Below are 24,718 nucleotides of genomic sequence, written 5' to 3'. Positions count from 1 at the left end.
TTCTAGACCTTGTCCTCCGGGTCGGGTTCCTGTCCGCCCTTTCGGTTCATGATCCGGTCGAAAGCATCGAGATCGGCGCGGTTGCCCCGCTCGGCGAAGAGTTCTTTGGCGGGAACATTCTTGCAGTCGGCTGCAGAGCGCGGGTCTCTATTGGTGTCCGCGGGCATCAGATTGCTGCGAACCCAGCTTCTGTTAATCTAATCGAATTGTTAGGCCCGCCCTCAAACCATCCTGTATCCAACCCGTACTCGACACCTTTAGCAATGTCGCTGGTTCGCCAATCCCATTGGGCGCACATTGTTACAAGATTACGTTTATCCAGCACTTCGCCAGGACGAGTATCAAAATGCTTGAAAATGGTGAGGACCATACGGCCCTTGTCTTCTAGAGTAGGTAATGTTGCCATTGAAATCTCCAAATTTTGGTTGAAATGTATGGTCTGGCGTCGATAGCGGCAAGCCCGACCATATGGCTTCGAACAAGAATACTACAGCCTGTCACAGGACTCTCGATTCAATAAAATCGGCTGCATTGCGGTTATAATCCGCTCACTACGCCCCGCGAAAGTTCCGCTGCGTTAGCGTTTGTTTGGGTGCCTTCTGCGAATGAAGTTCCAGCGAAAAGGCATGGAGGCCGATCATGCGCGGGACTTTTCATTTCGAGGCAGACAATCTGGCGACCGAGTGGAACAAGAAGATCGTTCCGGTGCGTCACGACCTTGCGACCAACCCTCTGTTTTCCGACGAGGCGCTGGCGAAGCTGATCGAGGGCAATCCACAGGCGATCCGCGAGGTGTCCACCATGGACCCCAACCGCGAAGACCGCGCCACCTGGAAGCGGGCGTCGTTCGAGGACATGAGCGGGATGGAAATCCTGCAGGCCGTGCGCGATGGCCTTCTGTGGATCAATGTTGCCGAGGCCGGCAGCTTCGACCCGCGCTATCAGGCGATCATCGACCAGCTTCTGGGCGATCTCGCCGCGCAGGTGCCGGGGCTCAAGACCTTCCAGCACCGCATCGGCCTGCTGATTTCCTCGCCCAACGCCCGCGTCTTCTACCACTGCGACATTCCCGGCCAAGGCCTCATGCATGTGCGCGGCGAAAAGACGATCTGGATTTATCCCGATGGCGATCCGTTCCTGCCGCAGGAGGCGCTCGAGCGCGTCGTCACCGGCCTGTCCTACGAGGAGATCGACTACGATCCGTCCTTCGAGGACAAGGCGGCGGTGCTGCACCTCAAGCCCGGCATGGGCGCGCTGTGGCCGCTCAACTACCCGCACCGCGTGGTCAACGGCGACAGCCTCAACGTTTCGTTTACGGTCGAATACTGGACCGACGAGATCCGCCGCCACTATCTCGTCAATCTGGCCAACGGCGTCGGCCGCCACTTCCTCGGCTGGAAGCCGCGCTCGCGCGCCATCTCCGGTCCGCTGTTCTGGATGAAGGCGGGCTTCGCCGCCGCATGGAAGCTCTCCGGCGCGAAGAAGTATTTCGCCGCCAAGATCAAGCCCGACTTCGCCATCCGCAAGGAGCGCAAGGAACCGCCGGCGCAGCCTTTCCGGGAAGCTGCCGAATAGACACGGCTTCAGGGGCGGCGCGGATCATCCGCCCGCCCTTTCTCAATCGGAAGGGCAGGTCGCGCGTTCCATTGCGGCAATGCCTGCCAGCAGCGCCTTGCGGTCTTCCGCGCCTAACTTCCCCAGCAATTCCCGCTCGAACGCATGCGCCAGCGGGATGAGTTCGCGGTAGACCTCCTCGCCGGCCTTCGTCAGCGAAAGATGCTCCACGCGCCGGTCCGCCGTGTCGACGCGCCGCGCCAGCCACCGGCGCTTTTCCAGTCCCGTCACCGCCCGGCTTACCTTGGTCTTGTGCATCGCCGAATGCTGGCCGATCGCCGTCGCCGTCATCGTCCCGTATTGCCCCAGCGTCGCCAGCAGCCGCCATTCGGGCCGCGTCAGCCCGAACCGGTCGCGATAGATTTGCGCGAAGCTGCGGCTCACGGCGTCCGCCAGCCGGTTGAGGCGGTAGGGCAGGAAATCTTCAAGCGAGAGCAGTTCGTCGCTCATCTGGCGGTCCACATCGGCGGTTGATAGTTACATATTCGATAGTTACGGCTGAAACGAATTCGCCCGCCTGCATACGACGGGCGGTGTCGGTTTCGGGAGAGAGACGATGGCCTTCACCTACATGCCGGGCTTCGGCAACGATTTCGAGACGGAAACGCTTCCCGGCTCGCTTCCGCAAGGCCGCAATTCGCCGCAGCGTCCTGCCTACGGCCTTTATGCCGAGCAGCTTTCCGGCTCGCCCTTCACCGCGCCGCGCGGCACCAACGAGCGCTCCTGGCTCTATCGCATCCGCCCCAGCGTCAGGCATCACGGCCGCTTCACGCCGTTCGAGCTGCCATTGTGGAAGTCCGCGCCCACTGTCGGCGACCACGAGCTGCCGCTCGGCCAGCTGCGCTGGAACCCCACCCCGATGCCCTCGGAGAAGACCGACTTCATCCACGGCCTTCGTACCATCACCACCGCAGGCGACGTGTTCGGGCAGGCCGGCATGGCGGCCCACGTCTATGTCGCCAATGCCGACATGGTGGACGACCACTTTTTCAACGCCGACGGCGAGCTTCTGGTGGTGCCGCAGGTGGGCGGACTGCGCTTCGTCACCGAGATGGGCGTCATCGAGGTGCAGCCCGGCGAGATTTGCGTGCTGCCGCGCGGCCTCACCTTCAAGGTCGAGCTGATGGACGCGGAGGCGCGCGGCTATGTCTGCGAAAACTACGGCGCCAAGTTCACGCTGCCCGACCGCGGCCCCATCGGCGCCAACTGCCTCGCCAACCCGCGCGACTTCAAGACGCCGACCGCCTGGTACGAGGACAAGGAAACCCCCTGCCGCATCGTCGTCAAATGGTGCGGCAAGTTCTACGTCACCGAGATCGGCCACTCCCCGCTCGATGTCGCGGCGTGGCACGGCAACTACGCGCCCTACAAATACGACCTCGCCACCTATTCGCCGGTGGGTGCGATCCTGTTCGATCATCCCGATCCGTCGATCTTCACCGTGCTCACCGCGCCCAGCGGCGAGGAAGGTACGGCCAACATCGACTTCGTCATCTTCCCGCCGCGCTGGCTGGTGGCGGAGGACACGTTCCGCCCGCCCTGGTATCACCGCAACATCATGTCGGAGTTCATGGGCCTCATCCACGGCCAGTACGACGCCAAGGAGGAGGGCTTCGTGCCCGGCGGCATGAGCCTGCACAACATGATGCTCGCCCACGGCCCCGACGCCATGGGCTTCGAGAAGGCCTCGCGCGCCGACCTGAAGCCGGTGAAGCTGGAAAACACCATGGCCTTCATGTTCGAGACCCGTTTCCCCCAGCTTCTCACGCGCTACGCCGCCGAGCTGGACACGCTTCAGGACAACTACATCGACTGCTGGAACGACCTCAAGAAGCGCTTCAACGGCACCCCGGAGGGCGACTGGAGCTGATTTCGCGCAACCGTGTCGGAAATCGCGCCGTCCAATCGTCCTTTGACAGTCAACCCCCAACGAAGGAGTCTGTCATGGCCTATGTGGATGGTTTCGTGCTCGCGGTGCCGAACGCCGGGTTCGAGGAATATCGAAAGAACGCCGAACTCGGCAAAACGGTGTGGATGGAACACGGCGCACTGTCCTATGTTGAGGCCATCGCCGACGACGTGCCGGATGGAGAGGTGACGTCGTTCCCCATGGCGGTGAAGAAGGAGGAGGGCGAGACGGTCGTCTTTTCATACGCCACCTACAAGTCGCGCGAACATCGCGACGAAGTGATGAAGAAGGTGATGGCCGACCCGCGTCTGGCGGAAAGCATGGAAAACATGCCCGCCTACATGAAACGAATGATCTATGGCGGCTTCCGGATATTCGTGGAAGCCTGACGGAGGACAAATGAAACTTGCCAGCCTGAAAAACGGGACCCGCGACGGAAAGCTCGTCGTCGTCTCGCGGGATTTGACCCGCTACACCGACGCTTCCTATCTTGTTCCCACGCTTCAGGCCGCGCTCGACAACTGGTCGCGCATCGCCCCGCATCTGGAGGCACTGGCCGAAGGCCTCGACCATGGCTCCGTTCCGTCCGAGCGGTTCCACGAGCACGACGCGCATTCGCCGCTGCCGCGCGCCTACCAGTGGGCCGACGGTTCCGCGTACGTCAATCACGTCGAGCTGGTCCGCAAGTCACGCGGCGCCGAACTGCCGGAAAGTTTCTGGACCGACCCGCTGATGTATCAGGGCGGCTCCGACTCGTTCCTCGGGCCGCGCGACCCGATCGTGATGGCCGACGAGGCGTGGGGCATCGACATGGAAGGCGAGATCGCCGTCATCGTCGACGACGTGCCCATGGGCGCAAGTGTCGATCAGGCGCGACAGGCCATCCGCCTCGTCATGCTGGTCAACGACGTGTCGCTCCGCCGCCTCATCCCGGACGAGCTTGCCAAGGGCTTCGGCTTCTTCCAGGGCAAGCCTTCGTCCGCCTTCTCCCCCACCGCCGTCACGCCCGACGAGCTGGGCGAGGCATGGGATGGCGGGAGGCTGCATCTGCCGCTCTTCGTCGACCTCAACGGCAAGCCCTTCGGCCGCGCCAATGCCGGCGTGGACATGACATTCGATTTCCCCACCCTCATCGCCCATGCGGCCAAGACGCGCCCGCTCGCCGCCGGCACCATCGTCGGCTCCGGCACTGTCTCCAACAAGCTCGACGGCGGGCCCGGCAAGACCATCGCCGAAGGCGGCGTCGGCTATTCCTGCCTTGCCGAGCTGCGCATCGTCGAGACGCTCGCTAACGGCAAGGCCACCAGCGATTTCATGCGCTTCGGCGACACCGTCCGCATCGAGATGAAGGACGCCTCCGGCCACTCCATCTTCGGCGCCATCGAGCAGACGGTGGAGAAGTACGAGGGGTGAGGACGCACTAACAAGCCCCTGAAATTTTGGAGACGACCTGACATGACCAAACAATTCGCCTCGGCCGGCGACCTCGCTGAGAAGAAGATTTCCTTCACCGAGATCGGCCGTGACCTGTGGGCGTTCACGGCCGAGGGCGACCCCAACACCGGTGTCATCATCGGCGACGATGCGGTCATGATCGTCGATGCGCAGGCGACCCCGCGTCTCGCCAACAAAGTCATCGAGAAGATCAGGACCGTCACCGACAAGCCGATCAAATACGTGGTGCTGACCCACTATCACGCGGTGCGCGTGCTGGGCGCGTCGGCCTATGGCGCGTCGGAAATTTTCATGTCCGAAAAGGCCCGCTCCATGGTGGTCGAGCGCGGGCAGGAGGACTGGGATTCGGAGTTCGGCCGCTTCCCGCGCCTTTTCCAGGGCCATGAATCGATCCCCGGCCTCACCTGGCCGACCATGACCTTCAATGACAGGCTCACGGTCCATATGGGCAAGCGCCGCATCGACCTGATGTTCCTCGGCCGCGCGCACACGGCCGGAGACATCGTCGCCTATGTGCCGGACGAAAACGTCATGTTCACCGGCGACATCGTCGAATATCACTCGGCCTGCTATTGCGGCGACGGGCATTTTTCCGACTGGCCGATGACGCTCGAGGAAATCCGCGCCTTCGACCTCGACGCCATCGCGCCCGGTCGCGGCGATGCGCTCGTCGGGTCGGGCATGGTCAACGACGCCATCGACAGCACGGCCGATTTCGTCATGTCCACCTACCGCCCCATCGCGCGCGTGGCGCAGGGCGGCGGCTCGCTGAAAGAGGCGTGGGACGCATGCCGCGCGGCCTGCGACCCCAAATTCGCCGACTACGCCATCTACGAACACTGCCTCCCCTTCAATGTCGCCCGAGCCTATGACGAGGCGCTCGGCATCGACACCCCGCGCATCTGGACGGCCGAGCGCGACAAGGCGATGTGGGAGGCATTGCAGGGGTGACAGCCGCTCCCTCAACCTCCCCCTTGAGGGGAGGTCGGGGTAGAGTAACGATGAAAGGTACGGCGCCTCGGTACCCCCACCTTCTATTCCTCCCCACAAGGGGGAGGAAGGATGTCAAGCGTCGCACCTCAGCTCGGATGGATTTGTCTGATTTGAACGGCGGCCGCAACGCCGACGACTCCCTCCCCCTTGTGGGGAGGGATAAAGGGTGGGGGTGTTGAAGCGTACAGCGACCAACTGTTTCGCCCGTACGGAGACGCAGTAGGTCAGCACAACGCCGAGGTCTCCCTCCCCCTTGTGGGGAGGGATAAAGGGTGGGGGTATTGAAGCCCGCAACGCTTAGTAACGGGAGGACCAATTGACCAACCTGCCTGCGCATTTCTCCGCCATGGCCCGCAACAATCGCTGGTCGAACCATGTCCTCCTGCGCGCCTGCGCCCGGCTTGACGGCGCAGCCTTCACGGCAACGCGCACGTCCTTCTTCCCGTCCATCGCCGCGACGCTCTCCCACAACCACTTCGTCGATCTCTACTATATCGACGCGGTGGAAGAGGGTGGTTTGGGCGAAAGCGTCTATGACGACGAGATCGTCTTCGCCCACGCTTCCGACCTCGCGCCCCTGCAACAGGCCGCCGACGAACGCCTCATCGTCTTCTGCGACCGCCTTACCGACGCCGACATGTCGCGTATCGTCATCACCGACCGGGGCGAAAAGGGAAAAATTCCCGAGCGCATCGACAACCTGCTCGCCCACCTGTTCCAGCACCAGATCCACCATCGCGGGCAGGCGCACGCCATGCTGGCCGGGACCTCGGTCAAGCCGCCGCAGCTCGACGAGTTCTTCCTCGATTTCGAGCGTGACCCCGAAATCGCGCGACTGGACCTTACAGATGTTTCACGTCGTAACGCATGATCTGCGTATCGGCTGTGAGCAGCGTCACCCGTTCGGCCATTGCCTGGGCGACCAGCAAACGATCGAATGGATCGCGGTGATGATGCGGCAGGTTGCCAAGTACGCGGATATGCTCGGTGTTTATGGTCAGGAGATCGAAACCGGCTCTGACCACGCCGTCGAGGAAGTCCGCCGGGACGACGAGCTTCCCGAGCGACGTCTTGATGGTGATCTCCCACAAAGTCGCCACGCTGACGAAAACCTTCGCATCGGAATCGATGACGCGTCTTTGCTTCGCAGAGAGTTTGTCCCCGCCGTCCAGCGACCAGAGCAGCACATGGGTGTCCGCCAGATAAGCGGTCACTTGATGTACTCGTCCCACTCCGGCCCGAGCTCATCGAAATCGTCCGCGATCTTGATCTGCCCCTTGAAGGCCCCGAGGCGCGGAAGCTTGGTCATTGAAGACCGCTCAGGTCCGACCTTGACGTACGGTTTGCCGTGTCTCGTGACGATGACCTCTTCCCCCGCCGCAGCCTTGCGAAGGATTTCGGACAGATTTGCTTTCATTTCCGCGACGGTGACGTTCATCAGATACCACTCCGATTGTGTCCATAATTTAGGTCATTTTCTAAACATGTACAAGCGAGCCCGCTGATGCCGCGCTACCGCTACCAGCCATTCTCCTACCGCACCCCGCCGGAGCTTGCAGGCGGCGAGCCTACCCGCGCGCCGGTCGTCATCGTCGGGGCGGGGCCGGTCGGTCTCGCCGCCGCCATAGACTGCGCGCTGCAAGGCATCCGATGCGTGGTGCTGGATGACAACGACGTGGTCTCGCTGGGCAGTCGTGCCATCTGCTGGTCCAAGCGCACGCTGGAGATCATGGACCGCCTCGGCATCGGTGAGCGCATGGTGGCAAAAGGCGTCACGTGGAAGGTCGGCCGCCTGTTTCACCGCGACCGCGAGGTCTGGAACTTCGACCTTTTGCCGGAGGAGGGCCACAAGATGCCGGCCTTCATCAACCTCCAGCAATATTACGTCGAGCAGTACCTGGTCGAGCGCGCGATGCAGTTTCCGGAGCTCATCGACCTGCGCTGGAAGAACCGCGTCACCGGCGTCGAGTCATCCGCCAGCGGCGTCCGCGTTTCGGTCGAGACACCCGACGGCTCCTACGATCTCGATGCCGACTGGCTCGTCGCCTGCGACGGCGCGCGCTCACCGGTCCGCTCCATGATGGGCCTCGATTTCGCCGGCCGCGTCTTCGAGGAACGCTTCCTCATAGCCGATGTCGAGATGAAGGCGGATTTCCCGCCCGAGCGCTGGTTCTGGTTCGAGCCGCCTTTCCATCCCGGCCAGTCCGCGCTGCTCCACAAGCAGCCAGACGACATCTACCGCATCGACCTGCAGCTTGGCTGGGACGCCGACCCGGAAGAGGAAAAGAAGCCCGAAAACGTCATTCCGCGCATCGAGAAGGTCATCGGCCATCGCGATTTCGAGCTCGACTGGGTGTCGGTCTACACCTTCCAGTGCCGGCGGCTCGACCGCTTCGTCCACGGCCGCGTGGTTTTCGCCGGCGACTCGGCCCACATCGTCTCGCCCTTCGGCGCGCGCGGCGGCAATGGCGGCATCCAGGACGTGGACAATCTGGTCTGGAAGCTGGCGATGATCGTGAAGGGGCAGGCGCCCGAAAGCCTGATCGCCACCTACGACGAAGAGCGCATCCACGGTGCGGACGAGAACATCCTCAACTCCTCGCGCGCCACTGCCTTCATGACGCCGAAGACCGAGATGGAGCGCATCTTCCGCGACAGCGTGCTGGACCTTGCGGCCGACCATGAATTTGCACGCAGGCTGGTCAATTCAGGCCGCCTGTCCCGGCCGTGTTCGCTGGCCGGCATGAGCCTTCAAACGTCGGCCGAAGATGGCGGCATCGAGCCTGGAACCGCGGTGCCCGACGCTCCGGTCGGCGATGGCGATTGGCTGCTGAATCACCTTGGCGGACGCTTCGTTCTGCTGGCCGTGGATGCCGATCCATCCGAGGTTGGTTTGGGCCGTTCCGAGGATGCCAAAAACGAGCTTCTGGAGATGATAGTGTCAAGCGACCCTTCGCGGACGGCCGAGAACGTCAAAGTGCTGTACGACACGCAAGGATTCGCCGTTTCCCGGCTTGGAAGCGGCAATTTCTATCTCATAAGGCCCGATCAGCACGTCGCCGCGCGCTTCCGGGCGGGCTCGGGTAACCTCGGATCGGCGCTGTCTCGCGCGACAGGGAGGAGTTGATGCAAAATGCCATCGGCAGGGATCGCCTCGGAGCCTCCGGCGACGACTTCTACGCCGCCCTCATGGCTGCCCATGAGGGGCTTTCAATGGAAGAAAGCACCCGCCTCAATGCGAGGCTGGTGCTTCTTTTGGCCAACGAGGTCGGCGACCTCGAAAGGCTGAGGGCGGTGCTGACGGCAGCCAGAAAATAGCTGCCGTTACAACGAGTTACTCCGCCGCTTCCTGCGGCTTGATGACCCCGCGACGGATCTGGTCTTCCTCGATGCTCTCGAAAAGCGCGCGGAAATTGCCCTCGCCGAAGCCTTCGTCGCCCTTCCTCTGGATGAACTCGAAGAAGATCGGTCCGATGACCGTCTTGGAGAAGATCTGCAGCAGGATCTTCGTCATCCCGCCATTCACCACGCCTTCGCCGTCGATCAGAATACCGTGCTTTTTCATACGGTTGATCGGTTCATCATGGCCGTTCACCCGGTCCTGCGACATCTCGTAATAGGTCTCGGGCGGGCCCGGCATGAACTTCAGCCCGTTCTCGTCGAGCCTGTCCGTGGCGTCGTAAATCTCGTCCGTCCCGACCGCTATGTGCTGGATGCCTTCGCCATTGTACTTGCGCAGGTACTCCGCGATCTGGCTGGTGTCGTCCTTCGACTCGTTGAGCGGAATCCGGATTTTTCCGCAAGGGCTTGTAATCGCACGCGAAACCAGACCGGTAATGCGCCCGTCGATGTCGAAGAAGTGGATTTGCGTGAAGCCGAAAAGCTCGCGATAGAAGTCCCACCACTTGTCCATGTTGCCGCGATAGACATTGTGGGTCAGGTGGTCGAGATAGTAGAAGCCGACGCCCTCCGGCCTCGGATCGCGCTCGCCAAGCCACTCGAATTCGGCTTCGTAGGCCGAGCCCTTTTCGCCATATTTTTCAACGAAGTAGAGCAGCGATCCGCCGATGCCGACGATGGCCGGAACGTCCAGCGTCTTGTCGTCGCCTTCGTAGGGCGTTGCCCCCTTCGACACCGCGTGGTCGAAGGCATGCTCCGCATTCACCACCCGCCATGCCATCGACGGTGCGCAGGGCCCGTGCTCCTCTACGAAGCGCATCGCGTGCGAACCCGGCTCGGCGTTGACCACATAGTTGATATCGCCCTGCCGCCACACCGTGATCTTCTTGGTCCGGTGCCTGGCGACGGGCGTGTAACCCATTCTTTTGAATAGCTCTTCGAGCTTCGCCGGCTCCTCGTGTGCGAATTCCACGAACTCGAAACCGTCCGTGCCCGCCGGATTTTCGGCGCTGATTTTCGCGGGCGGCGCGTCGTGCGGAAAGGGTCCCATCGTCTTCTCCTGTGCAGGCCGGTGTCGATTGTGCTGAATCGTAGCACCGGCGCTTCGCAAAGTGCTTGCATTCGGAGTGTTCGGGCGCACTATGGATGCGAGTAAGTTGCGCGTAGGGGAGGCTTTGGATGACGAACGAGCGCATAGACGGCTTTGACCGCAAGATACTCTCGCTTTTGCAGGAAGATGCGCGGCTCACCAACAACGACCTTTCGGAGCGCGTGAACCTGTCGCCCTCGCAATGCTCGCGCCGTCGCCAGCGGCTCGAGGACGAAGGTCTCATCAAGGGTTATCGCGCCGTCCTGGACCGCGACCGGCTGGGTTTCTCGCTGGTAAATGTCATCTCGGTCACGCTCGCGACCCACAACCGCGACAACGCGCGCCGCTTTGCCGACCTGCTCACCCGCCTGCCGGAAGTGCAGGAGGCCCATGCCCTAACCGGCGAGATGGATTACGTCCTCAAGGTCGTAACACCGGACCTGAAGTCGCTTGCGGACTTCGTCAACGATGTGCTTCTGCCGCACGATTCCGTCCAGCATGTGAAGACGGCGATCGTCCTGGAGACGCTGAAGGAAACCACCGCGCTGCCGATCTGAATGTTACAAAAATTCGGCGCCCGGGTGCTTTATTGTTACATAAAGTTCTGTAGGATCGCCTGACCGAGCCGGGTAGGAAGGCAGTGAGGAGCCACTCGGCAGTCGGATCATTCAGGGAGGAACGGAATGAAGCCTGCATCCATCAGATCACTCGTCATCGCCGCGTCGCTGGCCTCGGCCGGCTGGCTGGCTACCACCTCGTCCACTCTTGCGCAGGAAGTGACCCTGCGCCTGCATCAATTCCTGCCCGCGCAGGCCAACGTGCCGACGCATGTTCTCACCCCATGGGCGGACAAGGTCGAGGCAGAGTCCAACGGCCGCATCAAGATCGAGCGCTATCCCGCCATGCAGCTCGGCGGCACGCCGCCGCAGCTCATCGACCAGGCGACCGACGGCACGGTCGATATCGTCTGGACCCTGCCCGGCTCGACGCCGGGCCGCTTCCCCTCGACTGAAGTGTTCGAACTGCCGTTCATGATGACCAATGCGGAGGCGACCTCGCGCGCCTATTGGGACCTCTTCGAATCCCGCATGAAGGATGGCGAGTTCGCCGATGTGCACGTCATCGCCGCCTGGGTGCACGGCCCCGGCGTCATCCATTCCCGCACCCCCGTCGAGAAGCTTGAAGACTTGCAGGGCATGAAGGTGCGCGCGCCGACGCGCGTCATCACGGCTCTGGTGGCCGAACTGGGCGGCACTCCGGTGGGCATGCCCATCCCGGCCGTGACGGAATCGCTCTCGAAGGGTGTCATCGACGGCGCCGTCACGCCGTGGGAAGTGGTTCCTTCGCTGCGCGTTCAGGAGCTGGTGAGCAACCATACGGAGTTCGGTGGCGATCACGCGCTTTACACCACGACCTTCGTGCTCGCGATGAACAAGGCGAAATACGACAGCCTGCCGGACGACCTCAAAAAGGTCATCGACGACAATTCCGGGCAGGACGTATCGGCACTCTTCGGCAAGACGCAGGAGCAGTACGATGCGCCCGGCCGCGAACTCGCCGTGGGCCGCAACAACAACATCATCACGCTGAGTGCGGAAGACGTCGAAGCCTGGAAGGCGGCTGCCGAGCCGGTCATCGCCAACTGGGTGAGCGAACTGGATGGCCGCGGGGCCGACGGTCAGGGACTTCTGGATGAAGCGCGTTCGCTGATTGAGAAGTACACGGCCGCGCAGTAGATTGTCCTTCTTGAGGAATCGGGGCGGATGTCGAGTCCGCCCCGCTTTGTATCCGGGGGGAGGGTAATGAGCGTAATCGTAGCCGGCGGCGGCATCGCGGGTCTTTCGCTGGCCCTGTCCCTGCATCAGGCGGGCGTCGCCGTACGCGTGTTCGAGCAGGTGGCGTCTATCCGGCCGCTCGGCGTCGGCATCAACGTCCAGCCTCACGCAGTGCGGGAACTGTTCGAGCTGGGGCTCGAAAATGAGCTCGAAGCCATCGGCGTACGCACGCGCGAAGTCGCCTACTACTCCAGCAAGGGCGGCCTGATCTGGTCGGAGCCGCGCGGCATGCTTGCCGGCTACAACTGGCCCCAGTTCTCGGTGCATCGCGGCAGGCTGCAGGCCATGCTTCTCGATGCGGTTCGCAAGCGCCTCGGCGCGGATGCCGTCATCACCGGCGCTGTCGTCACCGGATTTCGCGAGGCAGGCGGCAAGGTTGAGGTCTTCGTGCGATCCGCCGACGGTACTGAACGCGCCGAGCAGGCCGATATTCTGGTGGCAGCCGACGGCATCCATTCCGCCGTCCGCGGTCAGCTTTTCCCGCATGAGGGCCCGCCGCGCTGGGGCGGCGCGGTGCTGTGGCGCGGCACGACGACGGCCAAGCCGTTCCTGAGCGGCGCTACGATGGCGATGGTCGGCCACGAATGGCAGAAGTTCGTCACCTACCCGATATCCAAGCCCGATCCGGAAACCGGCGAGGCGCTCATCAACTGGATCGGCGAGCTGAAATACGAACCGGGCGCGGGCTGGAACCGCGAGGACTGGAACCGCAAGGGCGATTTCGCCGACTTCCTGCCCGCCTTCGAGGACTGGCGGTTCGACTGGCTGGACTGCCCGGCGCTGATGCGTGCCGGCGGCGAATGCTACGAATATCCGATGGTCGACCGCGACCCGCTGGAGCACTGGAGCCACGGCCGCGTCACGCTGATCGGCGATGCGGCGCACCCCATGTATCCGATCGGCTCGAATGGCGCTTCGCAGGCCATCATCGACGCTCGTGTGCTGACTCGCGCCTTCCTCGACCACGGCGTCGGGCAGGAGGCGCTGGCGGCCTACGAAGACGAGCGGCGCCCGGCGACCACACGCATCGTCGTAGCCAATCGCGGCAACGGGCCCGATCAGGTGATGCAGCTGGTGGAAGAGCGCTGCGGCGGTGTCTTCGACGATATCTCACAGGTTCTGTCGCGCGCGGAGCTGGAAGAGACGGCGGCCGGCTACAAGAAGATCGCGGGCTTCGATGTCGAAACGCTGAACAGGCGTGCATCGATCGTGCCGCCGGCTCCGCACGCTTCCATTCCGGCTTGATGCTGCGCGCAGATGTCTGTTATGTTCCATAACAAAAGAAGGGAGCCTTCCGGTTGCTCCACGTTCGTGCAGGTAGTAGCGTCGGGCGTGCAAATCCTGGTGGGTGGAGGAGTGTCATGAGGCGATCTGCGGCCATAGAATGGCTCGCGCGCGCGCTTGCCATACTTGGCGGGCTGGTGCTTGTCACCATCACGTTGCTGACGGTCTTCAGCATCACCGGCCGTGCCTTCGTCCGCTATGGGCTGGGGCCGATACCGGGCGACTTCGAGCTCGTCGAGGCGATGACGGCCTTTGCCGTATTCTCGTTCCTGCCATGGTGTCAGCTCAGGCGCGCGCATGCCACGGTGGACGTGTTCACCAGCTTCCTTCCCGACAGCGTCAACCGGATCATTGACCTGGTGACTGAAGTGCTGATGACGCTGGTCATGCTGCTGATCGCATGGCGGCTCTGGTACGGAATGATGGACAAGATCCGCTATCAGGAAACGACTTTCATCCTGCAGTTTCCGGTGTGGTGGGGTTTCGCCGCCGCAATGGCCGCCCTTGTCATCGGCGTGATCGTGTCGCTCTACATGACCGTCGTCAGGTTCTACGAAGTGATCGAGGGCGACAGACAGTTCGCGCCGACGCAAGGGGGAGACGCCTCGTGAGCGGTATCGAACTGGCGCTGTGGTCCTTTCCGGTCCTGCTTGTCCTGATCTTCCTGCGTGTGCCCATCGGGCTGGCGATGCTGATGTGCGGCCTGACGGGCACCTATCTTATCATGGGCAGCACGGCCCCCATCCTCGCCCGGCTCAAGGGCGAGACCTACTCGACATTCTCCAGCTATTCGCTGTCGATCATCCCGCTGTTCCTGCTGATGGGCCAGTTCGCCACGCTTGGCGGCATGTCGCAATCGCTGTTCAGGGCGGCCAACGCGTTTCTCGGGCACAGGCGCGGCGGCGTCGCCATGTCGGCCATCGGCGCCTGCGCCGGCTTCGGCGCGATCTGCGGATCGTCGCTGGCAACTGCGGCCACCATGGCGCAGGTGGCGCTGCCGGAGCTCCGCCGCTACGGCTACTCCGGCGCGCTGGCCACGGGAACGCTGGCTGCCGGCGGCACGCTGGGCGTGCTCATTCCGCCTTCGGTCGTGCTGGTTCTCTACGCCATCCTGGCAGAGCAGAACATCGCCAAGCTGTTCGTCGCGGCGTTCATTCCCGGCATTCTCGCTGCGATCGGCTACATGATCGCGATCTCGATCTACGTTCGCCTCTATCCCGATTCCGCGGGCTCCAGCCCGCGCCAGTCCTATGCCGAGCGCTTCCGCGCGCTGGCCGACGTGTGGCCGGTTCTGCTGGTGTTCCTGGCGGTGGTGGGCGGCATCTACACGGGCTGGTTCACGCCCACGGAGGCGGCCGCCGTGGGTGCTGCCGGCACCGGCCTCATCGCGCTCATCAATGGCGGGCTCACCCGCGAGACGCTGATAAGCTCCATCCTGTCGACCGCATCGGCCACGGCGCTGATCTTCTTCATCGTCTTCGGCGCGGCGATGTACAACAGCTTCCTGGCGCTGGCGCAGTTGCCCATGCAGGCAGCCGCCTTCATCACCGAGCAGGGCTTCAGCCCGTGGACGGTGCTGATCTGCATGCTGGTGTTCTACCTGCTGCTCGGCTGCTTCATGGATTCGCTCTCCATGATCCTGCTCACCGTGCCGATTTTCTTCCCGATCGTGATCGGGCTCGATTTCGGCCTCGGCGCGGAAGAGTTCGCCCTGTGGTTCGGCATTCTCATCCTGATAGTCGTGGAGGTGGGGCTGATAACGCCACCGGTCGGCATGAACCTTTTCGTCATCAATTCGATGGCGAAGGACATTCCGATCCTGCACACCTATCGCGGCGTCACGCCCTTCGTCATCAGCGATATCGTGCGAACGGTGGTACTGCTGGCGTTCCCCGTCATCTCGCTGTTCCTCGTGCGGCTGCTCTACTGACGCGCACGAAAAAACGGCCGGGACATGCCCGGCCGTTCGATCGCTCCATCGAAGTGTAGGCTTCTCAGCCCTGCTGCTCGCGCACCAGCGCGTACAGGTTGGTGCAGCGTGCGCCTGAGCGGCAATAAGCCAGCACAGGCTTAGGCAGGGAGCCGAGAGCTGCGGCCTGATCGTCCACGTTTTCCTGCGTCATCTGCCCGCTGATAACGGGGATGTAGCGGAACTCCAGCCCCGCTTCGCGCGCGGCCGCCTCAACGGCATCATGCGGCACCGCGCCGTCTTCCGTGTCGGGCCGGTTCGAGATGATGCTCTTGAAGCCCGCCGCCTTGATGAGCGGCACGTGCTCGAGGCCGATCTGCGGCGCGACGGAATAGTCTTCGGTGATCTGGCGGATTTCCATGGCGTATCCCTTGGTTCGTTCCGGCTTGATCTAGGCTTTCGCGCCGTGCTTGCCAAGGCATAGGTTTCCACGTGGCTACGCCGCCATCAGACCGCCCTTGGCCGCCAGTTCGCGCAGATGGTGGTCGCCGTCGCCGAAAAGCGTGTCGATCATGGTCACCCGCTTGAAATAGTGGCCGACGGCATATTCCATCGTCATGCCGACGCCGCCATGAAGCTGGATGGCGTTCTCGCCCACGATGCGGGCGGCGCGGCCGATTTCGGCCTTCGCGGCGTGCATGGCGCGTCCGCGCTCGTCGGCATCGTCGCTGTCGGCCATCATGGTCGCGAAAAGCGTGATGGAGCGCGCCTGCTCGATGGCAACGAACATATCGACAGCCGCATGCTGCAACACCTGAAACTGGCCGATCGCCACGCCGAACTGCTTGCGCACCTTGAGGTAATCGACCGTCAGCGCGTGCATGGCCGACATCGCGCCGACGGCTTCCGCGCAAAGAGCCGCGATGCCCGTATCGACCACGCGGCGCACCAGCGGCAGGCCGTTGGCGGGATCGCCCAACCCGTCCGCCGCGCCCACCTTCACGTTCTCGAAGGTGATTTCGGCGGCACGCGCGCCGTCCTGCGTGGGGTATCCGCGCACCGTCACGCCCGGCGCCTTGGCGTCGACCAGAAACACGCCGATCCCCGCCTCGTCGCGCGCGCCGCCGGACGTTCGCGCCGTGACGAGGAACCTGTCGGTGCTGTCGCCATGCAGCACCACGCTCTTCTGTCCGTTCAGCACGAAACCGTCGCCGTCCTTCGCGGCCGTGGTTTCCACATGGTGCAGGTCGTAGCGCGAATGGCGCTCCACCTGCGCGAAAGCGAGCTTCAGCGACCCGTCGGCGACGGCCGGAATATATTCGGCCCGCTGGTCGTCATTGCCGCCGAAGCGCAGGAAGGAGCCGCCAAGGATTACCGTCGAGAAATAGGGCTCCAGCGCCAGCGCGCGGCCCAGCGCTTCCATGACGATCGCAGTCTCGACAGGTGTGCCGGCCAGCCCGCCATCGGCTTCCGCGAACGGCAGCGCCATCAGCCCCATCTCGGCATATTGCGTCCACATGTCGGCGCTCCACCCTTCGGGCGAGGCCATGTGGCGCTTGCGGTCCTCGAAGCCGTAGCGGTCGGCCAGAAGCCGGTCGAGCGAATCCTTCAGGATCGACTGCTCTTCGGAAAGGTCGAAATCCATATGCGTCGCTCCCTAAAGTCCCAGCACGGCCTTGGCGATGATGTTCTTCTGAATCTCGTTCGAGCCGCCATAGATCGAGACCTTGCGATAGTTGAAATAGCCGGGTGCTGCATGCGCGGCGTAATCCGGCTCGATCGGCGGCTCGTTGGAGCCATCGATTTCGTCGGCATGGTAGGGGAGGGCGTGCGGCCCCATGACCTGCATGAGGAGCTGCGTCGTCGCCTGCTGGATTTGCGAACCCTTGATCTTGAGGATCGAGGATGCCGGGTCTGGCCGGCCGGTGTTGCCGCGTTTGGCATCCGCCGCCACCACCCGAAGCTGGGTCAGTTCCAGCGCCTTCAGCTCGATCTCCACCGCCGTCAGCTTTTCCAGGAAGCGCTGGTCCTCGATGAGCGGGCGCCCGCCCGACATCTCCAGCCCCGCCAGCTCGCGAATGCGCGCGATGCGCTGCTTCGACATGCCGACGCGCGCGATGTTGGTGCGCTCGTTGCCCAGCAGGAACTTGGCGTAGTCCCAGCCCTTGTTCTCCTGCCCGACGAGGTTTTCGGCCGGCACCCGCACGTCGGTGAGGAACACCTCGTTGACCTCGCGTCCGCCGTCGATGGTCACGATGGGGCGCACCTCGATGCCGGGCGACTTCATGTCGATGAGCAGGAACGAGATGCCCTCCTGCTTCTTGGCCTGCGTGTCGGTGCGCACGAGGCAGAAGATCCAGTCTGCGTACTGCGCCAGCGTGGTCCACGTTTTTTGGCCGTTGACGATATAGTGGTCGCCGTCCCGCACCGCGCGGGTCTTGAGTGACGCAAGGTCGGACCCTGCGCCGGGCTCGGAGAAGCCCTGGCACCACCAGTCGTCCAGATTGGCGATGCGCGGCAGGTATTTCGCCTTCTGCTCTTCATTGCCGAAAGTGTAGATGACCGGGCCGACCATGTTGACGCCGAAGGCCAGCGGCTGCGGCGCGGGCCATTTCTGCGTCTCTTCGAGGAAGATGTACTGGCGCATGGGGTCCCAGCCGGTCCCGCCATGCTCGACCGGCCAGTGCGGTACCGCCCAGCCCTTATCGTTGAGGATGCGCGACCAGCTTACGAGATCGTCCTTGTTGCCGTATTCGCCGTTTCCGAGCCGCTGGCGAACGTCCTCCGGCAGGTTCTCCTTCAGGAATGCCCGTACCTCGTCGCGGAATGCGATTTCCTCAGGCGTGTAGCGAAGGTCCATGTTCTATTCCTCCCTCGACGTGTTCAGGCGGTCTGCGTGGCGAGCTTGCCTTTTTCCGCCGCAAGCCGGCGCAGCAGCGGTGCGGGCTCGAACACGGCCTTGCCGGTCTTGCCATGCCAGTGATCCAGCCGCTCCACGAGGGTGCCGAGCCCTTCCAGATCGGCCCAGAACATTGGCCCACCCTTGCCGATCGGAAAGCCGTAGCCGTTGGTCCAGACGATATCGATGTCGGACGCGCGTGCGGCGATCTTCTCTTCCAGAATGCGCACGCCTTCGTTGACCATCGGATAGAGCGTGCGCTCGATGATCTCGCGGTCGGTGATTTCGCGCCGTTCGATGCCGCGTTCGCGCGCCTTTTCCTCGATCAGCCGGGCGATCTCGGGGTCGGGCTTGGGCGTGCGCGAGCCTTCCTCGTAGAGATAGATGCCCTTGCCGGTCTTCTGGCCGAAACGTCCCATCTCGCATACCGCATCGCCGATGATCGCGGTCGTGCCGAGCGCCTTGCGCGTGCGCCAGCCTATGTCGAGGCCGGCCAGATCCCACATCGCGAACGGCCCCATCGGGAAACCGAAATCGGTGAAGACGCGGTCGACCTGCTCGGGGGAGGCACCCTCCAGCAGTAGCGGTTCGAGGTCGTCGCCGCGCGCGCCCAGCATGCGGTTGCCGACGAAGCCGTGGCAGACGCCCACGACGACCGGCACCTTGCCGATCCTGCGGCCGACGGTCAGCGCGGTCAGGAGCACGTCGGGCGCGGTCCTGTCGCCACGCACGATCTCCAGCAGTTTCATGACGTTGGCCGGCGAGAAGAAATGCAGGCCGACGACATCCTGCGGCCTGCCGGTGGAGGCTGCGATCTCATTGACGTCGAGATAGGAGGTGTTGGTGGCGAGGATCGCGCCCGGCTTTGCGATCTTCTCAAGCTTGCCGAACACGTCTTTCTTGACCGACATTTCCTCGAAAACGGCCTCGATGATGAGATCGCAATCGGCAAGATCGGAATAATTGGTGGTGCGCGAAAAACGCGCCAGACGCGCGGCCTTCTCGTCCTCCTTGAGCGAGCCGCGCGCAACCGAGATCGCGTAGTTCTTCTCGATGGTCGCAAACCCGCGATCGAGCGCTTCGTCGGTCATCTCCAGAACGGTGACGGGCACGCCGCCATTCACGAAGGACATGGCGATGCCGCCGCCCATCGTGCCAGCCCCGATGACGCCCACCTTACGGATTTCGCGGGGCTGCACGTCCTTGCCGATGCCGGGCACCTTTGCGGCCTCGCGCTCGGCAAAGAAGAGGTGACGCTGGGCGCGTGACTGGTCGCCCTGCACCAGCTTGATGAAGAATTCGCGTTCCTTCGCCAGCGCCTCGTCGAAGGGCAGGGTGATCGCGTTTCGCACGGAATCGGCGCAGGCAAGCGGTGCTTCCAGTCCGCGTGCCTTCTTCGTCAGTTCCTTTACGGCCGCGTCGAATGCGGCAAGGTCGGCGCGGGCGGCCTCCAGCTTCTCATCGCGGTCGCGCACCGGAATGTGCGCTCCGCCATCCTTAGCCTTGGTTTTCGCGAACGCCACCGCCTCCGCCGTGAGGTCGCCTTCGGCGATGGCATCGACGACGCCTGCCGCAAGCGCCTGCGCCGAACCTATCGGATTTCCCGACACGATCATCTTCAATGCCGCTTCCGGCCCGATCAGGCGCGGCAGGCGCACGGTGCCGCCCGAGCCCGGCAACAGGCCAAGCTTGACTTCAGGCAGGCCGACCTTCGCCTGCTTGTCGGCGACGCGATAGTGGCAGGACAGCGCAAGCTCCAGCCCTCCGCCCAGCGCCGTGCCGTGGATGGCCGCGACGGCAGGCTTCTTCAGCGTTTCGAGCAATGCGCACAGATCCGGCAGCGACGGGCTGGCCAGCGCCTTGGGAGAGCCGAACTCGGTGATGTCGGCACCCGAGATGAAGGTGCGGCCGGCGCTCGCGATCACGATGCCTTCGACTGCATCATCGTCGCGTGCGGCCTCCAGCGCAGCAAACAGCGGTTCGCGCAGATGCAGGCTCAGCGCGTTGACCGGTGGGTTGTCGATCGTGATGACCGCGATGCCGCCGTCGTTCGCGACTTTCACATATTCGCTCATGGGACGTTCCTTGATTGTCGTGCGCTCAGCGCCAGCCCGCTTCGTTCAGGAAATCGCCGATCAGCCGCGCCGTCTCGGCCGGCTTCTCGACGCAAGGGATGTGGCCCGCACCTTCGATGATCTCGAAGCGCGCGCCCTCGATCAGTTGCGAGGTCGAGCGTACGAGGTCCGGCGGTGTCGATCCGTCTTGGTCGCCGACGATGCACAGCGCCGGCAGCTTTAGTGCGCGGGTGGATTCGGTGAGGTCCGCATCGCGGATCGCGGCACAGGTGCCGGCATAGCCGTCAACCGTCGTGCGGGTCAGCATCGCGGTGTAGCCGACGAAATCGGCGTTCTCCGGCTTGCGGTAGGCTGGCGTGAACCAGCGCTCCAGAATGGCGTCGGACATCGAGGCGATGCCCTTGGAGGTGACGGTGTCTATGCGGGCGTTCCACATCTCGGCGGTGCCGATCTTGTGGGCCGTGTCGCACAGCACCATCGCCGAAATGAGGTCGGGACGCATCGCGGCAAGCCCCTGCACGATCAACCCGCCGACGGACAAGCCGACGACCGCGGCCTTCTCGATGCCGAGGTGATCGAGCAGGGCGAACAAATCCGCGACATGGTCCATCATGCGGTAGGGGGCGGGGGTCGCTTCCGACAGGCCATGGCCGCGCTTGTCATAAAGAACGATGCGGTATCGCTTGCCGAGCGTGTCGACCACCTCGTTCCAGATGCGAAAATCGGTGCCGAGCGAATTGGAGAAGACCAGCGCGGGCGCGCCCGCGTCGCCGCGAACCTCATGATGCAAAACGACGCCGTTTACGCGCGCAAACGCCATGCCGGCTCCTCCCTTCCGGAAAACATACTACCGAGTATGTTGCAATTGTCGAACGTGGTCAATTCGCCAACGTGATTTTCACATACCCTGACGACCCTGTTGACGAATGTGTGCCTTATAGAGAACATATTGGCGGTGAAGATACAGACTACGCCACAGTTCGACAAATGGCTGCGCCGACTGCGAGACAAGCGTGGCCAGGCGCAAATCCTGTCCCGGTTGATGCGCCTCGAAGACGGCTTCTTCGGGGACGTGAAGTCGGTTGGCTCTGCTGTCAGTGAGATGCGGATAGATGTCGGACCTGGATACCGCGTTTATTTCACCCGGTTGGGTAATGTGACCGTCCTCTTGTTGGCAGGCGGCGACAAGCAGACGCAATCACGGGATATTGTTCTTGCGCGGAAGCTGGCGCGCGAGTGGAAGGAAGGCGCCAATGAGCCTGAAGCTTAGAGAGTTCGATCCTGCGGAGTATCTCGATACCGAGGAAGGCATCGAGGAATTCATGCTTGCCGCCTTTGAGACCGGCGATCCTGCTTTCATCGCAAAGAGCCTTGGCGTCGTGGCCAAAACCCGCAACATCAGCAAGCTGGCGCGGGAAGTCGGCATGAGCCGGTCGGCGCTTTATCGGGCATTGAGCGGCGAAGGAAATCCCGAATTTGCAACCATTGCCAAGGTTATGCACGCGCTGGGCATGGAGTTGACGGTGAGCCTTTCGTCCCGCGATGCTGCGTGATGATGGACTTCAGCCCCGGTCAAGTCCGGTCAGGTCGAGTTCGTCTTCCAGGGGGGCAAAGTAGGCGTCGATGTCGGCTTCGGTCACGTCTGGCAGCGCGGCGGGCGTCCATTTCGGGGCGTTGTCCTTGTCGATGATGACGGCGCGTACGCCCTCATAGAAATCCACGCCCTGCGCCACGCGGCTGACGATGCGATATTCGATGCGCATGCAGTCCTCGAACCCGGCTTGCGCTCCTTCCTTCATCTGGCGAAGCGCAATCTTCAGGCTGGTCGGAGACTTGGTGAGGATGATGGACGCCTGCTTGCCCGCCCACTCGGCAGGGTCGCCGGCCTCCGCGTCGAGGCGGGAAAGAATTTCCTCCACCGTCTCGCCGGAAAAGCAACGGTCTATCACCGGCTGGAGACAGGGCACCGCTGCTTCGGCTGCCGGTGCGGCTGAAAATGCGGCGAGTGTGGTGTCCGGGTCTCCCTTCTCGCACAGCGCATTGAGGATCGCCTCGAAGCTGGCGGAAGGCGCGGCATGGGTGGCGAAGCCCGTCCATAGCGCATCGGCCTGACCGAGCCGCGCGGCGGTGAGGCCCAGCCATGTGCCGACCTTGCCCGGCATCCGCGGCAGGAAGAACGTGCCACCGACATCGGGGAAGAAGCCGATGCCGGTTTCAGGCATCGCGAACATCAGTCGCTCGCCCGCTACGCGGTGGCTGCCATGGACGGAAAGCCCGACGCCGCCGCCCATCACGATGCCGTCCACCAGCGCGACATAGGGCTTGGGATAGCGCTTGATGAAGGCGTTGAGGCGGTATTCGTCGTGGTAGAAGGCGCGCATGGCCGGGTCGCCCGCCTTGCCCCAGTCGTGAAGCTGGCGAATATCGCCGCCTGCGCAGAACGCCTTTTCGCCGGCCGCCTTGACGATCACCAGCTCCACCGACGCGTCGTCGGCCCATGCGGCCAGCTGCGGGTGCATCAGCGCGACCATGTTGGCGTTGAGAGCGTTCAGCGCCTTGGGCCGGTTGAGCGTTACGATACCCGCGCGTCCGCGCTTCTCGAAGATGATCTCGGGTTCGGTGGACATGCGCGAGCCTCCCTGCGTTTTCCGGCGACAATAGCGTTTGATGTGCCCAACGGAACGTCAAAATCTGCATTGCCGCTGTGCGTCAATCCAGCCTGTAGGGCACCGCGCCGCGGATGTTGTGGTCTACGACCAGTCGCCTTTTCAGCGGCGGCACCGCGCGCTGGGCGCAGCCGGAACGCTCGCAGATGCGGCATGATATGCCGATCGGGTCGAAGGCGGCGCGGTTTGTGAGATCCATGTCGTCCGCGTAGACGAAGTCGCCCGCATGGGTCACCTCGCAGCCGACGGCGATGGCATATCGGCGCTGCGGGGCGCGGAAGCCGCCACCGCCCTTGGCGATCTCGGTGGCCAGGCACAGATAGCGCACGCCGTCCGGCGTCTCGGCCAACTGGCGAATGATGCGCCCCGGCGTCTCGAACGCTTGATGCACGTTCCACAGCGGGCAGGCGGCGCCGAACCGGGCGAATTGCAGCTTGGCGGCGCTGTGGCGCTTGGTGATATTGCCGGCACGGTCGATGCGCGCAAAGAAGATCGGCACGCCCTTGCGGCCGGGCCGCTGCAGCGTCGAAAGCCGGTGCGCAACCTGCTCCACACTCGCGCCAAAGCGCGTGGCGAGCAGGTCGAGATCGTGGCGTAGCTCGCGTGCCGAAGACAGCAGCGCTTCGTAGGGCATCATCAGCGCGCCGGCGAAATAGTTGGCAAGCCCGATGCGGCAGATGTCGAGCGCCTCTGCGGTGCGGAAGCCGGCATTCTCGGCAATCGCAGTTATGGCGTCGGCCATCTCCAGTTCGCCGATCTGGAACGCGGCCTGGAAGCTGCGCGTGGAGACGGGGGAGAAGGGGTTGAGATAAAGCGTTCGGGTCTCGGGATCGAAACGGCGTAGCACGCCTTCATCCGCCCCGCCGCGCACGGTGCGCACGCCGTGCCGCTGTTCCAGATGGTCTGGCAGGGCGGCAGAAGGGTCGCGCTCGGGGATGCCGAGCTTTGCCGCAAGCTCTTCGGCCGCAAGATCGAGCTCGTGAATATAGTTATCCACGAAGTGGAAGAAGTCGCGCACTTCCTCATACGCGCTCGGCTCGGCAAAGCCGGTGTTGCGGCCCAGCGTGTCGTCGAAGCTGGCGAGCTGCTCGGAATTGCGCCGGTAGGCCTGATGCGCGGCAATCAAAGCATGTGCGAAGCCCGGCGCGTTCTGGGCCACCAGCTTCAGTTCCTGAAGGCTCGGCCGGAATGTCTCGAACAGCGGGTCGTTCAGCGCCTCCGAGAGTGCGGAAAGCAGCCGCTCGCTCTCGCCGGACGACAGGTCGGAGATGTCGATGCGAAAGGCTTCGGCCAGCGCCAGAAGCACCGATGCCGAGACGGACCGCTGGTTGTTCTCGATCTGGTTGAGATAGCTGGTGGAGATGCCGATGCGCTCGGCGAACGCGGCCTGCGTCAGCCGATTGGCCTCGCGCAGGTCACGTATCTTGCGGCCGATGAACAGCTTGGTGTTACGCATTTCGCAAATTCGCTTTGTGCAATATTGCGAAGTCTACTTTATGCGCCTCCGCCCGTTCAAGCCTTTTCGCTTGACCGCGGAGGAGATATGCGGAGCCATACGGCCTATATTGCCAAAAACACGAACGAATTTCC

At 63.3% G+C, this 24,718-nt stretch carries 28 protein-coding genes; 15 read left to right on the top strand and 13 right to left on the bottom strand.

The features are described 5' to 3' along the window. Window positions 1-2 precede the first annotated feature (2 nt). A complete protein-coding gene (locus FY036_RS23770) occupies window positions 3-167 on the bottom strand; it encodes a hypothetical protein (protein WP_161601131.1) in 165 nt (54 codons plus the stop codon). Further along, entirely contained in the window at window positions 167-406 is a 240-nt protein-coding gene (locus tag FY036_RS12860; protein WP_148915133.1) for a hypothetical protein, read from the bottom strand. Before FY036_RS12860 ends, FY036_RS23770 begins: the two co-directional genes overlap by 1 nt. Before the next feature lie 233 nt (window positions 407-639). On the opposite strand from FY036_RS12860, the gene FY036_RS12855 reads away from it, so the two are divergent. Continuing rightward, a complete protein-coding gene (locus tag FY036_RS12855; protein WP_148915132.1) occupies window positions 640-1,575 on the top strand; it encodes a hypothetical protein in 936 nt (311 codons plus the stop codon). Between the two features lie 42 nt (window positions 1,576-1,617). On the opposite strand, the gene FY036_RS12850 is transcribed toward FY036_RS12855, so the two are convergent. Then, entirely contained in the window at window positions 1,618-2,064 is a 447-nt protein-coding gene (locus tag FY036_RS12850; protein WP_148915131.1) for a MarR family winged helix-turn-helix transcriptional regulator, read from the bottom strand. Between the two features lie 106 nt (window positions 2,065-2,170). Here FY036_RS12850 and hmgA point away from each other — a divergent pair, with 106 nt between their 5' ends. From hmgA to FY036_RS12825, 5 genes are all read left to right on the top strand, one after another. After that, window positions 2,171-3,484, top strand: a complete 1,314-nt coding sequence (gene hmgA, locus FY036_RS12845) for a homogentisate 1,2-dioxygenase (RefSeq protein WP_148915130.1) — start codon at window positions 2,171-2,173, stop codon at window positions 3,482-3,484. Between the two features lie 74 nt (window positions 3,485-3,558). After that, window positions 3,559-3,912, top strand: a complete 354-nt coding sequence (locus tag FY036_RS12840) for a DUF1428 domain-containing protein (RefSeq protein ID WP_148915129.1) — start codon at window positions 3,559-3,561, stop codon at window positions 3,910-3,912. Between the two features lie 10 nt (window positions 3,913-3,922). Continuing rightward, the gene (locus FY036_RS12835; protein WP_148915128.1) at window positions 3,923-4,936 is read left to right on the top strand and encodes a fumarylacetoacetate hydrolase family protein; all 1,014 of its coding nucleotides are present in this window, start codon (window positions 3,923-3,925) and stop codon (window positions 4,934-4,936) included. 42 nt (window positions 4,937-4,978) lie between these two features. Further along, a complete protein-coding gene (locus tag FY036_RS12830; protein WP_148915127.1) occupies window positions 4,979-5,929 on the top strand; it encodes an MBL fold metallo-hydrolase in 951 nt (316 codons plus the stop codon). Window positions 5,930-6,287: 358 nt separating this feature from the next. Next, entirely contained in the window at window positions 6,288-6,842 is a 555-nt protein-coding gene (locus FY036_RS12825; protein WP_328593103.1) for a DinB family protein, read from the top strand. Here FY036_RS12825 and FY036_RS12820 read toward each other — a convergent pair. Continuing rightward, a complete protein-coding gene (locus FY036_RS12820; protein ID WP_148915126.1) occupies window positions 6,814-7,185 on the bottom strand; it encodes a type II toxin-antitoxin system VapC family toxin in 372 nt (123 codons plus the stop codon). The genes FY036_RS12825 and FY036_RS12820 overlap by 29 nt on opposite strands. Further along, window positions 7,182-7,409, bottom strand: a complete 228-nt coding sequence (locus FY036_RS12815) for a type II toxin-antitoxin system Phd/YefM family antitoxin (RefSeq protein WP_148915125.1) — start codon at window positions 7,407-7,409, stop codon at window positions 7,182-7,184. Before FY036_RS12815 ends, FY036_RS12820 begins: the two co-directional genes overlap by 4 nt. A gap of 66 nt (window positions 7,410-7,475) precedes the next feature. On the opposite strand from FY036_RS12815, the gene FY036_RS12810 reads away from it, so the two are divergent. Continuing rightward, window positions 7,476-9,098 carry an FAD-dependent oxidoreductase gene (locus FY036_RS12810; protein ID WP_148915124.1) on the top strand — a complete coding sequence of 541 codons (1,623 nt, stop codon included), beginning with the start codon at window positions 7,476-7,478 and terminating at the stop codon, window positions 9,096-9,098. Continuing rightward, on the top strand, window positions 9,098-9,289 hold the full coding sequence (locus tag FY036_RS12805; protein ID WP_148915123.1) for a DUF2783 domain-containing protein: 192 nt from the start codon (window positions 9,098-9,100) through the stop codon (window positions 9,287-9,289). Before FY036_RS12810 ends, FY036_RS12805 begins: the two co-directional genes overlap by 1 nt. 16 nt (window positions 9,290-9,305) lie before the next feature. Here FY036_RS12805 and hppD read toward each other — a convergent pair whose 3' ends face one another. After that, complete coding sequence (gene hppD / locus FY036_RS12800) at window positions 9,306-10,421, bottom strand: 4-hydroxyphenylpyruvate dioxygenase (protein WP_148915122.1); 1,116 nt, start codon at window positions 10,419-10,421, stop codon at window positions 9,306-9,308. A gap of 128 nt (window positions 10,422-10,549) precedes the next feature. Here hppD and FY036_RS12795 point away from each other — a divergent pair, with 128 nt between their 5' ends. From FY036_RS12795 to FY036_RS12775, 5 genes are all read left to right on the top strand, one after another. Beyond that, window positions 10,550-11,017 carry an Lrp/AsnC family transcriptional regulator gene (locus FY036_RS12795; RefSeq protein ID WP_148915121.1) on the top strand — a complete coding sequence of 156 codons (468 nt, stop codon included), beginning with the start codon at window positions 10,550-10,552 and terminating at the stop codon, window positions 11,015-11,017. A gap of 126 nt (window positions 11,018-11,143) precedes the next feature. Then, window positions 11,144-12,196 (top strand): TRAP transporter substrate-binding protein, encoded by a 1,053-nt coding sequence (locus tag FY036_RS12790; protein WP_148915120.1) that lies wholly within the window; start codon window positions 11,144-11,146, stop codon window positions 12,194-12,196. Window positions 12,197-12,262: 66 nt separating this feature from the next. Further along, window positions 12,263-13,540: a flavin-dependent oxidoreductase gene (locus FY036_RS12785; protein WP_148915119.1), complete on the top strand. Its 1,278-nt coding sequence runs from the start codon at window positions 12,263-12,265 to the stop codon at window positions 13,538-13,540. Between the two features lie 116 nt (window positions 13,541-13,656). Then, window positions 13,657-14,190: a TRAP transporter small permease gene (locus FY036_RS12780; protein WP_148915118.1), complete on the top strand. Its 534-nt coding sequence runs from the start codon at window positions 13,657-13,659 to the stop codon at window positions 14,188-14,190. Next, a complete protein-coding gene (locus tag FY036_RS12775; RefSeq protein WP_148915117.1) occupies window positions 14,187-15,509 on the top strand; it encodes a TRAP transporter large permease in 1,323 nt (440 codons plus the stop codon). Before FY036_RS12780 ends, FY036_RS12775 begins: the two co-directional genes overlap by 4 nt. Before the next feature lie 64 nt (window positions 15,510-15,573). On the opposite strand, the gene FY036_RS12770 is transcribed toward FY036_RS12775, so the two are convergent. The 5 genes from FY036_RS12770 to pcaD all read right to left on the bottom strand — a co-directional run bounded on the left by FY036_RS12770 (window position 15,574) and on the right by pcaD (window position 21,282). After that, the gene (locus FY036_RS12770; protein ID WP_148915116.1) at window positions 15,574-15,909 is read right to left on the bottom strand and encodes a TIGR01244 family sulfur transferase; all 336 of its coding nucleotides are present in this window, start codon (window positions 15,907-15,909) and stop codon (window positions 15,574-15,576) included. A 75-nt stretch (window positions 15,910-15,984) separates the two neighbouring features. Beyond that, window positions 15,985-17,133, bottom strand: a complete 1,149-nt coding sequence (locus FY036_RS12765) for an acyl-CoA dehydrogenase family protein (RefSeq protein ID WP_148915115.1) — start codon at window positions 17,131-17,133, stop codon at window positions 15,985-15,987. Between the two features lie 12 nt (window positions 17,134-17,145). Then, window positions 17,146-18,348, bottom strand: coding sequence for a pimeloyl-CoA dehydrogenase large subunit (pimC, locus tag FY036_RS12760; RefSeq protein WP_148915114.1), 1,203 nt, complete (start codon window positions 18,346-18,348; stop codon window positions 17,146-17,148). 23 nt (window positions 18,349-18,371) lie between these two features. Beyond that, the gene (locus tag FY036_RS12755) at window positions 18,372-20,462 is read right to left on the bottom strand and encodes a 3-hydroxyacyl-CoA dehydrogenase NAD-binding domain-containing protein (protein ID WP_148915113.1); all 2,091 of its coding nucleotides are present in this window, start codon (window positions 20,460-20,462) and stop codon (window positions 18,372-18,374) included. 25 nt (window positions 20,463-20,487) lie between these two features. Then, the gene (gene pcaD / locus FY036_RS12750) at window positions 20,488-21,282 is read right to left on the bottom strand and encodes a 3-oxoadipate enol-lactonase (RefSeq protein WP_148915112.1); all 795 of its coding nucleotides are present in this window, start codon (window positions 21,280-21,282) and stop codon (window positions 20,488-20,490) included. 135 nt (window positions 21,283-21,417) lie between these two features. Here pcaD and FY036_RS12745 point away from each other — a divergent pair, with 135 nt between their 5' ends. Next, a complete protein-coding gene (locus FY036_RS12745) occupies window positions 21,418-21,732 on the top strand; it encodes a type II toxin-antitoxin system RelE/ParE family toxin (protein ID WP_201744763.1) in 315 nt (104 codons plus the stop codon). Continuing rightward, on the top strand, window positions 21,716-22,015 hold the full coding sequence (locus FY036_RS12740) for an addiction module antidote protein (protein ID WP_148915111.1): 300 nt from the start codon (window positions 21,716-21,718) through the stop codon (window positions 22,013-22,015). The genes FY036_RS12745 and FY036_RS12740 overlap by 17 nt, the downstream gene beginning before the upstream one ends. 9 nt (window positions 22,016-22,024) lie before the next feature. Here FY036_RS12740 and FY036_RS12735 read toward each other — a convergent pair whose 3' ends face one another. Further along, complete coding sequence (locus tag FY036_RS12735) at window positions 22,025-23,089, bottom strand: enoyl-CoA hydratase/isomerase family protein (protein WP_148915110.1); 1,065 nt, start codon at window positions 23,087-23,089, stop codon at window positions 22,025-22,027. Between the two features lie 82 nt (window positions 23,090-23,171). Next, window positions 23,172-24,584 carry a helix-turn-helix domain-containing protein gene (locus FY036_RS12730; protein WP_148915109.1) on the bottom strand — a complete coding sequence of 471 codons (1,413 nt, stop codon included), beginning with the start codon at window positions 24,582-24,584 and terminating at the stop codon, window positions 23,172-23,174. Window positions 24,585-24,718: the final 134 nt, after the last annotated feature.

Origin of the sequence: Neoaquamicrobium microcysteis, assembly GCF_008180155.1 — a bacterium.
Taxonomy (GTDB): Bacteria; Pseudomonadota; Alphaproteobacteria; order Rhizobiales; family Rhizobiaceae; genus Aerobium; species Aerobium microcysteis.
The sequence above is the reverse complement of the archived record's forward strand: the minus strand, read 5'-3'. Positions and strand labels throughout refer to the sequence as shown.

What these genes read in the sequence shown, in the direction of transcription:
- hmgA (WP_148915130.1), top strand. Translation starts at nt 2,171, where the DNA reads ATGGCCTTCACCTACATGCCGGGCTTCGGCAACGATTTCGAGACGGAA.
- FY036_RS23770 (WP_161601131.1), bottom strand. Translation starts at nt 167, where the DNA reads ATGCCCGCGGACACCAATAGAGACCCGCGCTCTGCAGCCGACTGCAAG.
- FY036_RS12765 (WP_148915115.1), bottom strand. Translation starts at nt 17,133, where the DNA reads ATGGATTTCGACCTTTCCGAAGAGCAGTCGATCCTGAAGGATTCGCTC.
- FY036_RS12780 (WP_148915118.1), top strand. Translation starts at nt 13,657, where the DNA reads ATGAGGCGATCTGCGGCCATAGAATGGCTCGCGCGCGCGCTTGCCATA.
- FY036_RS12755 (WP_148915113.1), bottom strand. Translation starts at nt 20,462, where the DNA reads ATGAGCGAATATGTGAAAGTCGCGAACGACGGCGGCATCGCGGTCATC.
- FY036_RS12770 (WP_148915116.1), bottom strand. Translation starts at nt 15,909, where the DNA reads ATGGAAATCCGCCAGATCACCGAAGACTATTCCGTCGCGCCGCAGATC.
- FY036_RS12860 (WP_148915133.1), bottom strand. Translation starts at nt 406, where the DNA reads ATGGCAACATTACCTACTCTAGAAGACAAGGGCCGTATGGTCCTCACC.
- FY036_RS12810 (WP_148915124.1), top strand. Translation starts at nt 7,476, where the DNA reads ATGCCGCGCTACCGCTACCAGCCATTCTCCTACCGCACCCCGCCGGAG.
- FY036_RS12785 (WP_148915119.1), top strand. Translation starts at nt 12,263, where the DNA reads ATGAGCGTAATCGTAGCCGGCGGCGGCATCGCGGGTCTTTCGCTGGCC.
- FY036_RS12840 (WP_148915129.1), top strand. Translation starts at nt 3,559, where the DNA reads ATGGCCTATGTGGATGGTTTCGTGCTCGCGGTGCCGAACGCCGGGTTC.
- FY036_RS12855 (WP_148915132.1), top strand. Translation starts at nt 640, where the DNA reads ATGCGCGGGACTTTTCATTTCGAGGCAGACAATCTGGCGACCGAGTGG.
- FY036_RS12730 (WP_148915109.1), bottom strand. Translation starts at nt 24,584, where the DNA reads ATGCGTAACACCAAGCTGTTCATCGGCCGCAAGATACGTGACCTGCGC.
- FY036_RS12835 (WP_148915128.1), top strand. Translation starts at nt 3,923, where the DNA reads ATGAAACTTGCCAGCCTGAAAAACGGGACCCGCGACGGAAAGCTCGTC.
- FY036_RS12740 (WP_148915111.1), top strand. Translation starts at nt 21,716, where the DNA reads ATGAGCCTGAAGCTTAGAGAGTTCGATCCTGCGGAGTATCTCGATACC.
- pcaD (WP_148915112.1), bottom strand. Translation starts at nt 21,282, where the DNA reads ATGGCGTTTGCGCGCGTAAACGGCGTCGTTTTGCATCATGAGGTTCGC.
- FY036_RS12735 (WP_148915110.1), bottom strand. Translation starts at nt 23,089, where the DNA reads ATGTCCACCGAACCCGAGATCATCTTCGAGAAGCGCGGACGCGCGGGT.
- hppD (WP_148915122.1), bottom strand. Translation starts at nt 10,421, where the DNA reads ATGGGACCCTTTCCGCACGACGCGCCGCCCGCGAAAATCAGCGCCGAA.
- FY036_RS12805 (WP_148915123.1), top strand. Translation starts at nt 9,098, where the DNA reads ATGCAAAATGCCATCGGCAGGGATCGCCTCGGAGCCTCCGGCGACGAC.
- FY036_RS12795 (WP_148915121.1), top strand. Translation starts at nt 10,550, where the DNA reads ATGACGAACGAGCGCATAGACGGCTTTGACCGCAAGATACTCTCGCTT.
- pimC (WP_148915114.1), bottom strand. Translation starts at nt 18,348, where the DNA reads ATGGACCTTCGCTACACGCCTGAGGAAATCGCATTCCGCGACGAGGTA.
- FY036_RS12830 (WP_148915127.1), top strand. Translation starts at nt 4,979, where the DNA reads ATGACCAAACAATTCGCCTCGGCCGGCGACCTCGCTGAGAAGAAGATT.
- FY036_RS12815 (WP_148915125.1), bottom strand. Translation starts at nt 7,409, where the DNA reads ATGAACGTCACCGTCGCGGAAATGAAAGCAAATCTGTCCGAAATCCTT.
- FY036_RS12850 (WP_148915131.1), bottom strand. Translation starts at nt 2,064, where the DNA reads ATGAGCGACGAACTGCTCTCGCTTGAAGATTTCCTGCCCTACCGCCTC.
- FY036_RS12790 (WP_148915120.1), top strand. Translation starts at nt 11,144, where the DNA reads ATGAAGCCTGCATCCATCAGATCACTCGTCATCGCCGCGTCGCTGGCC.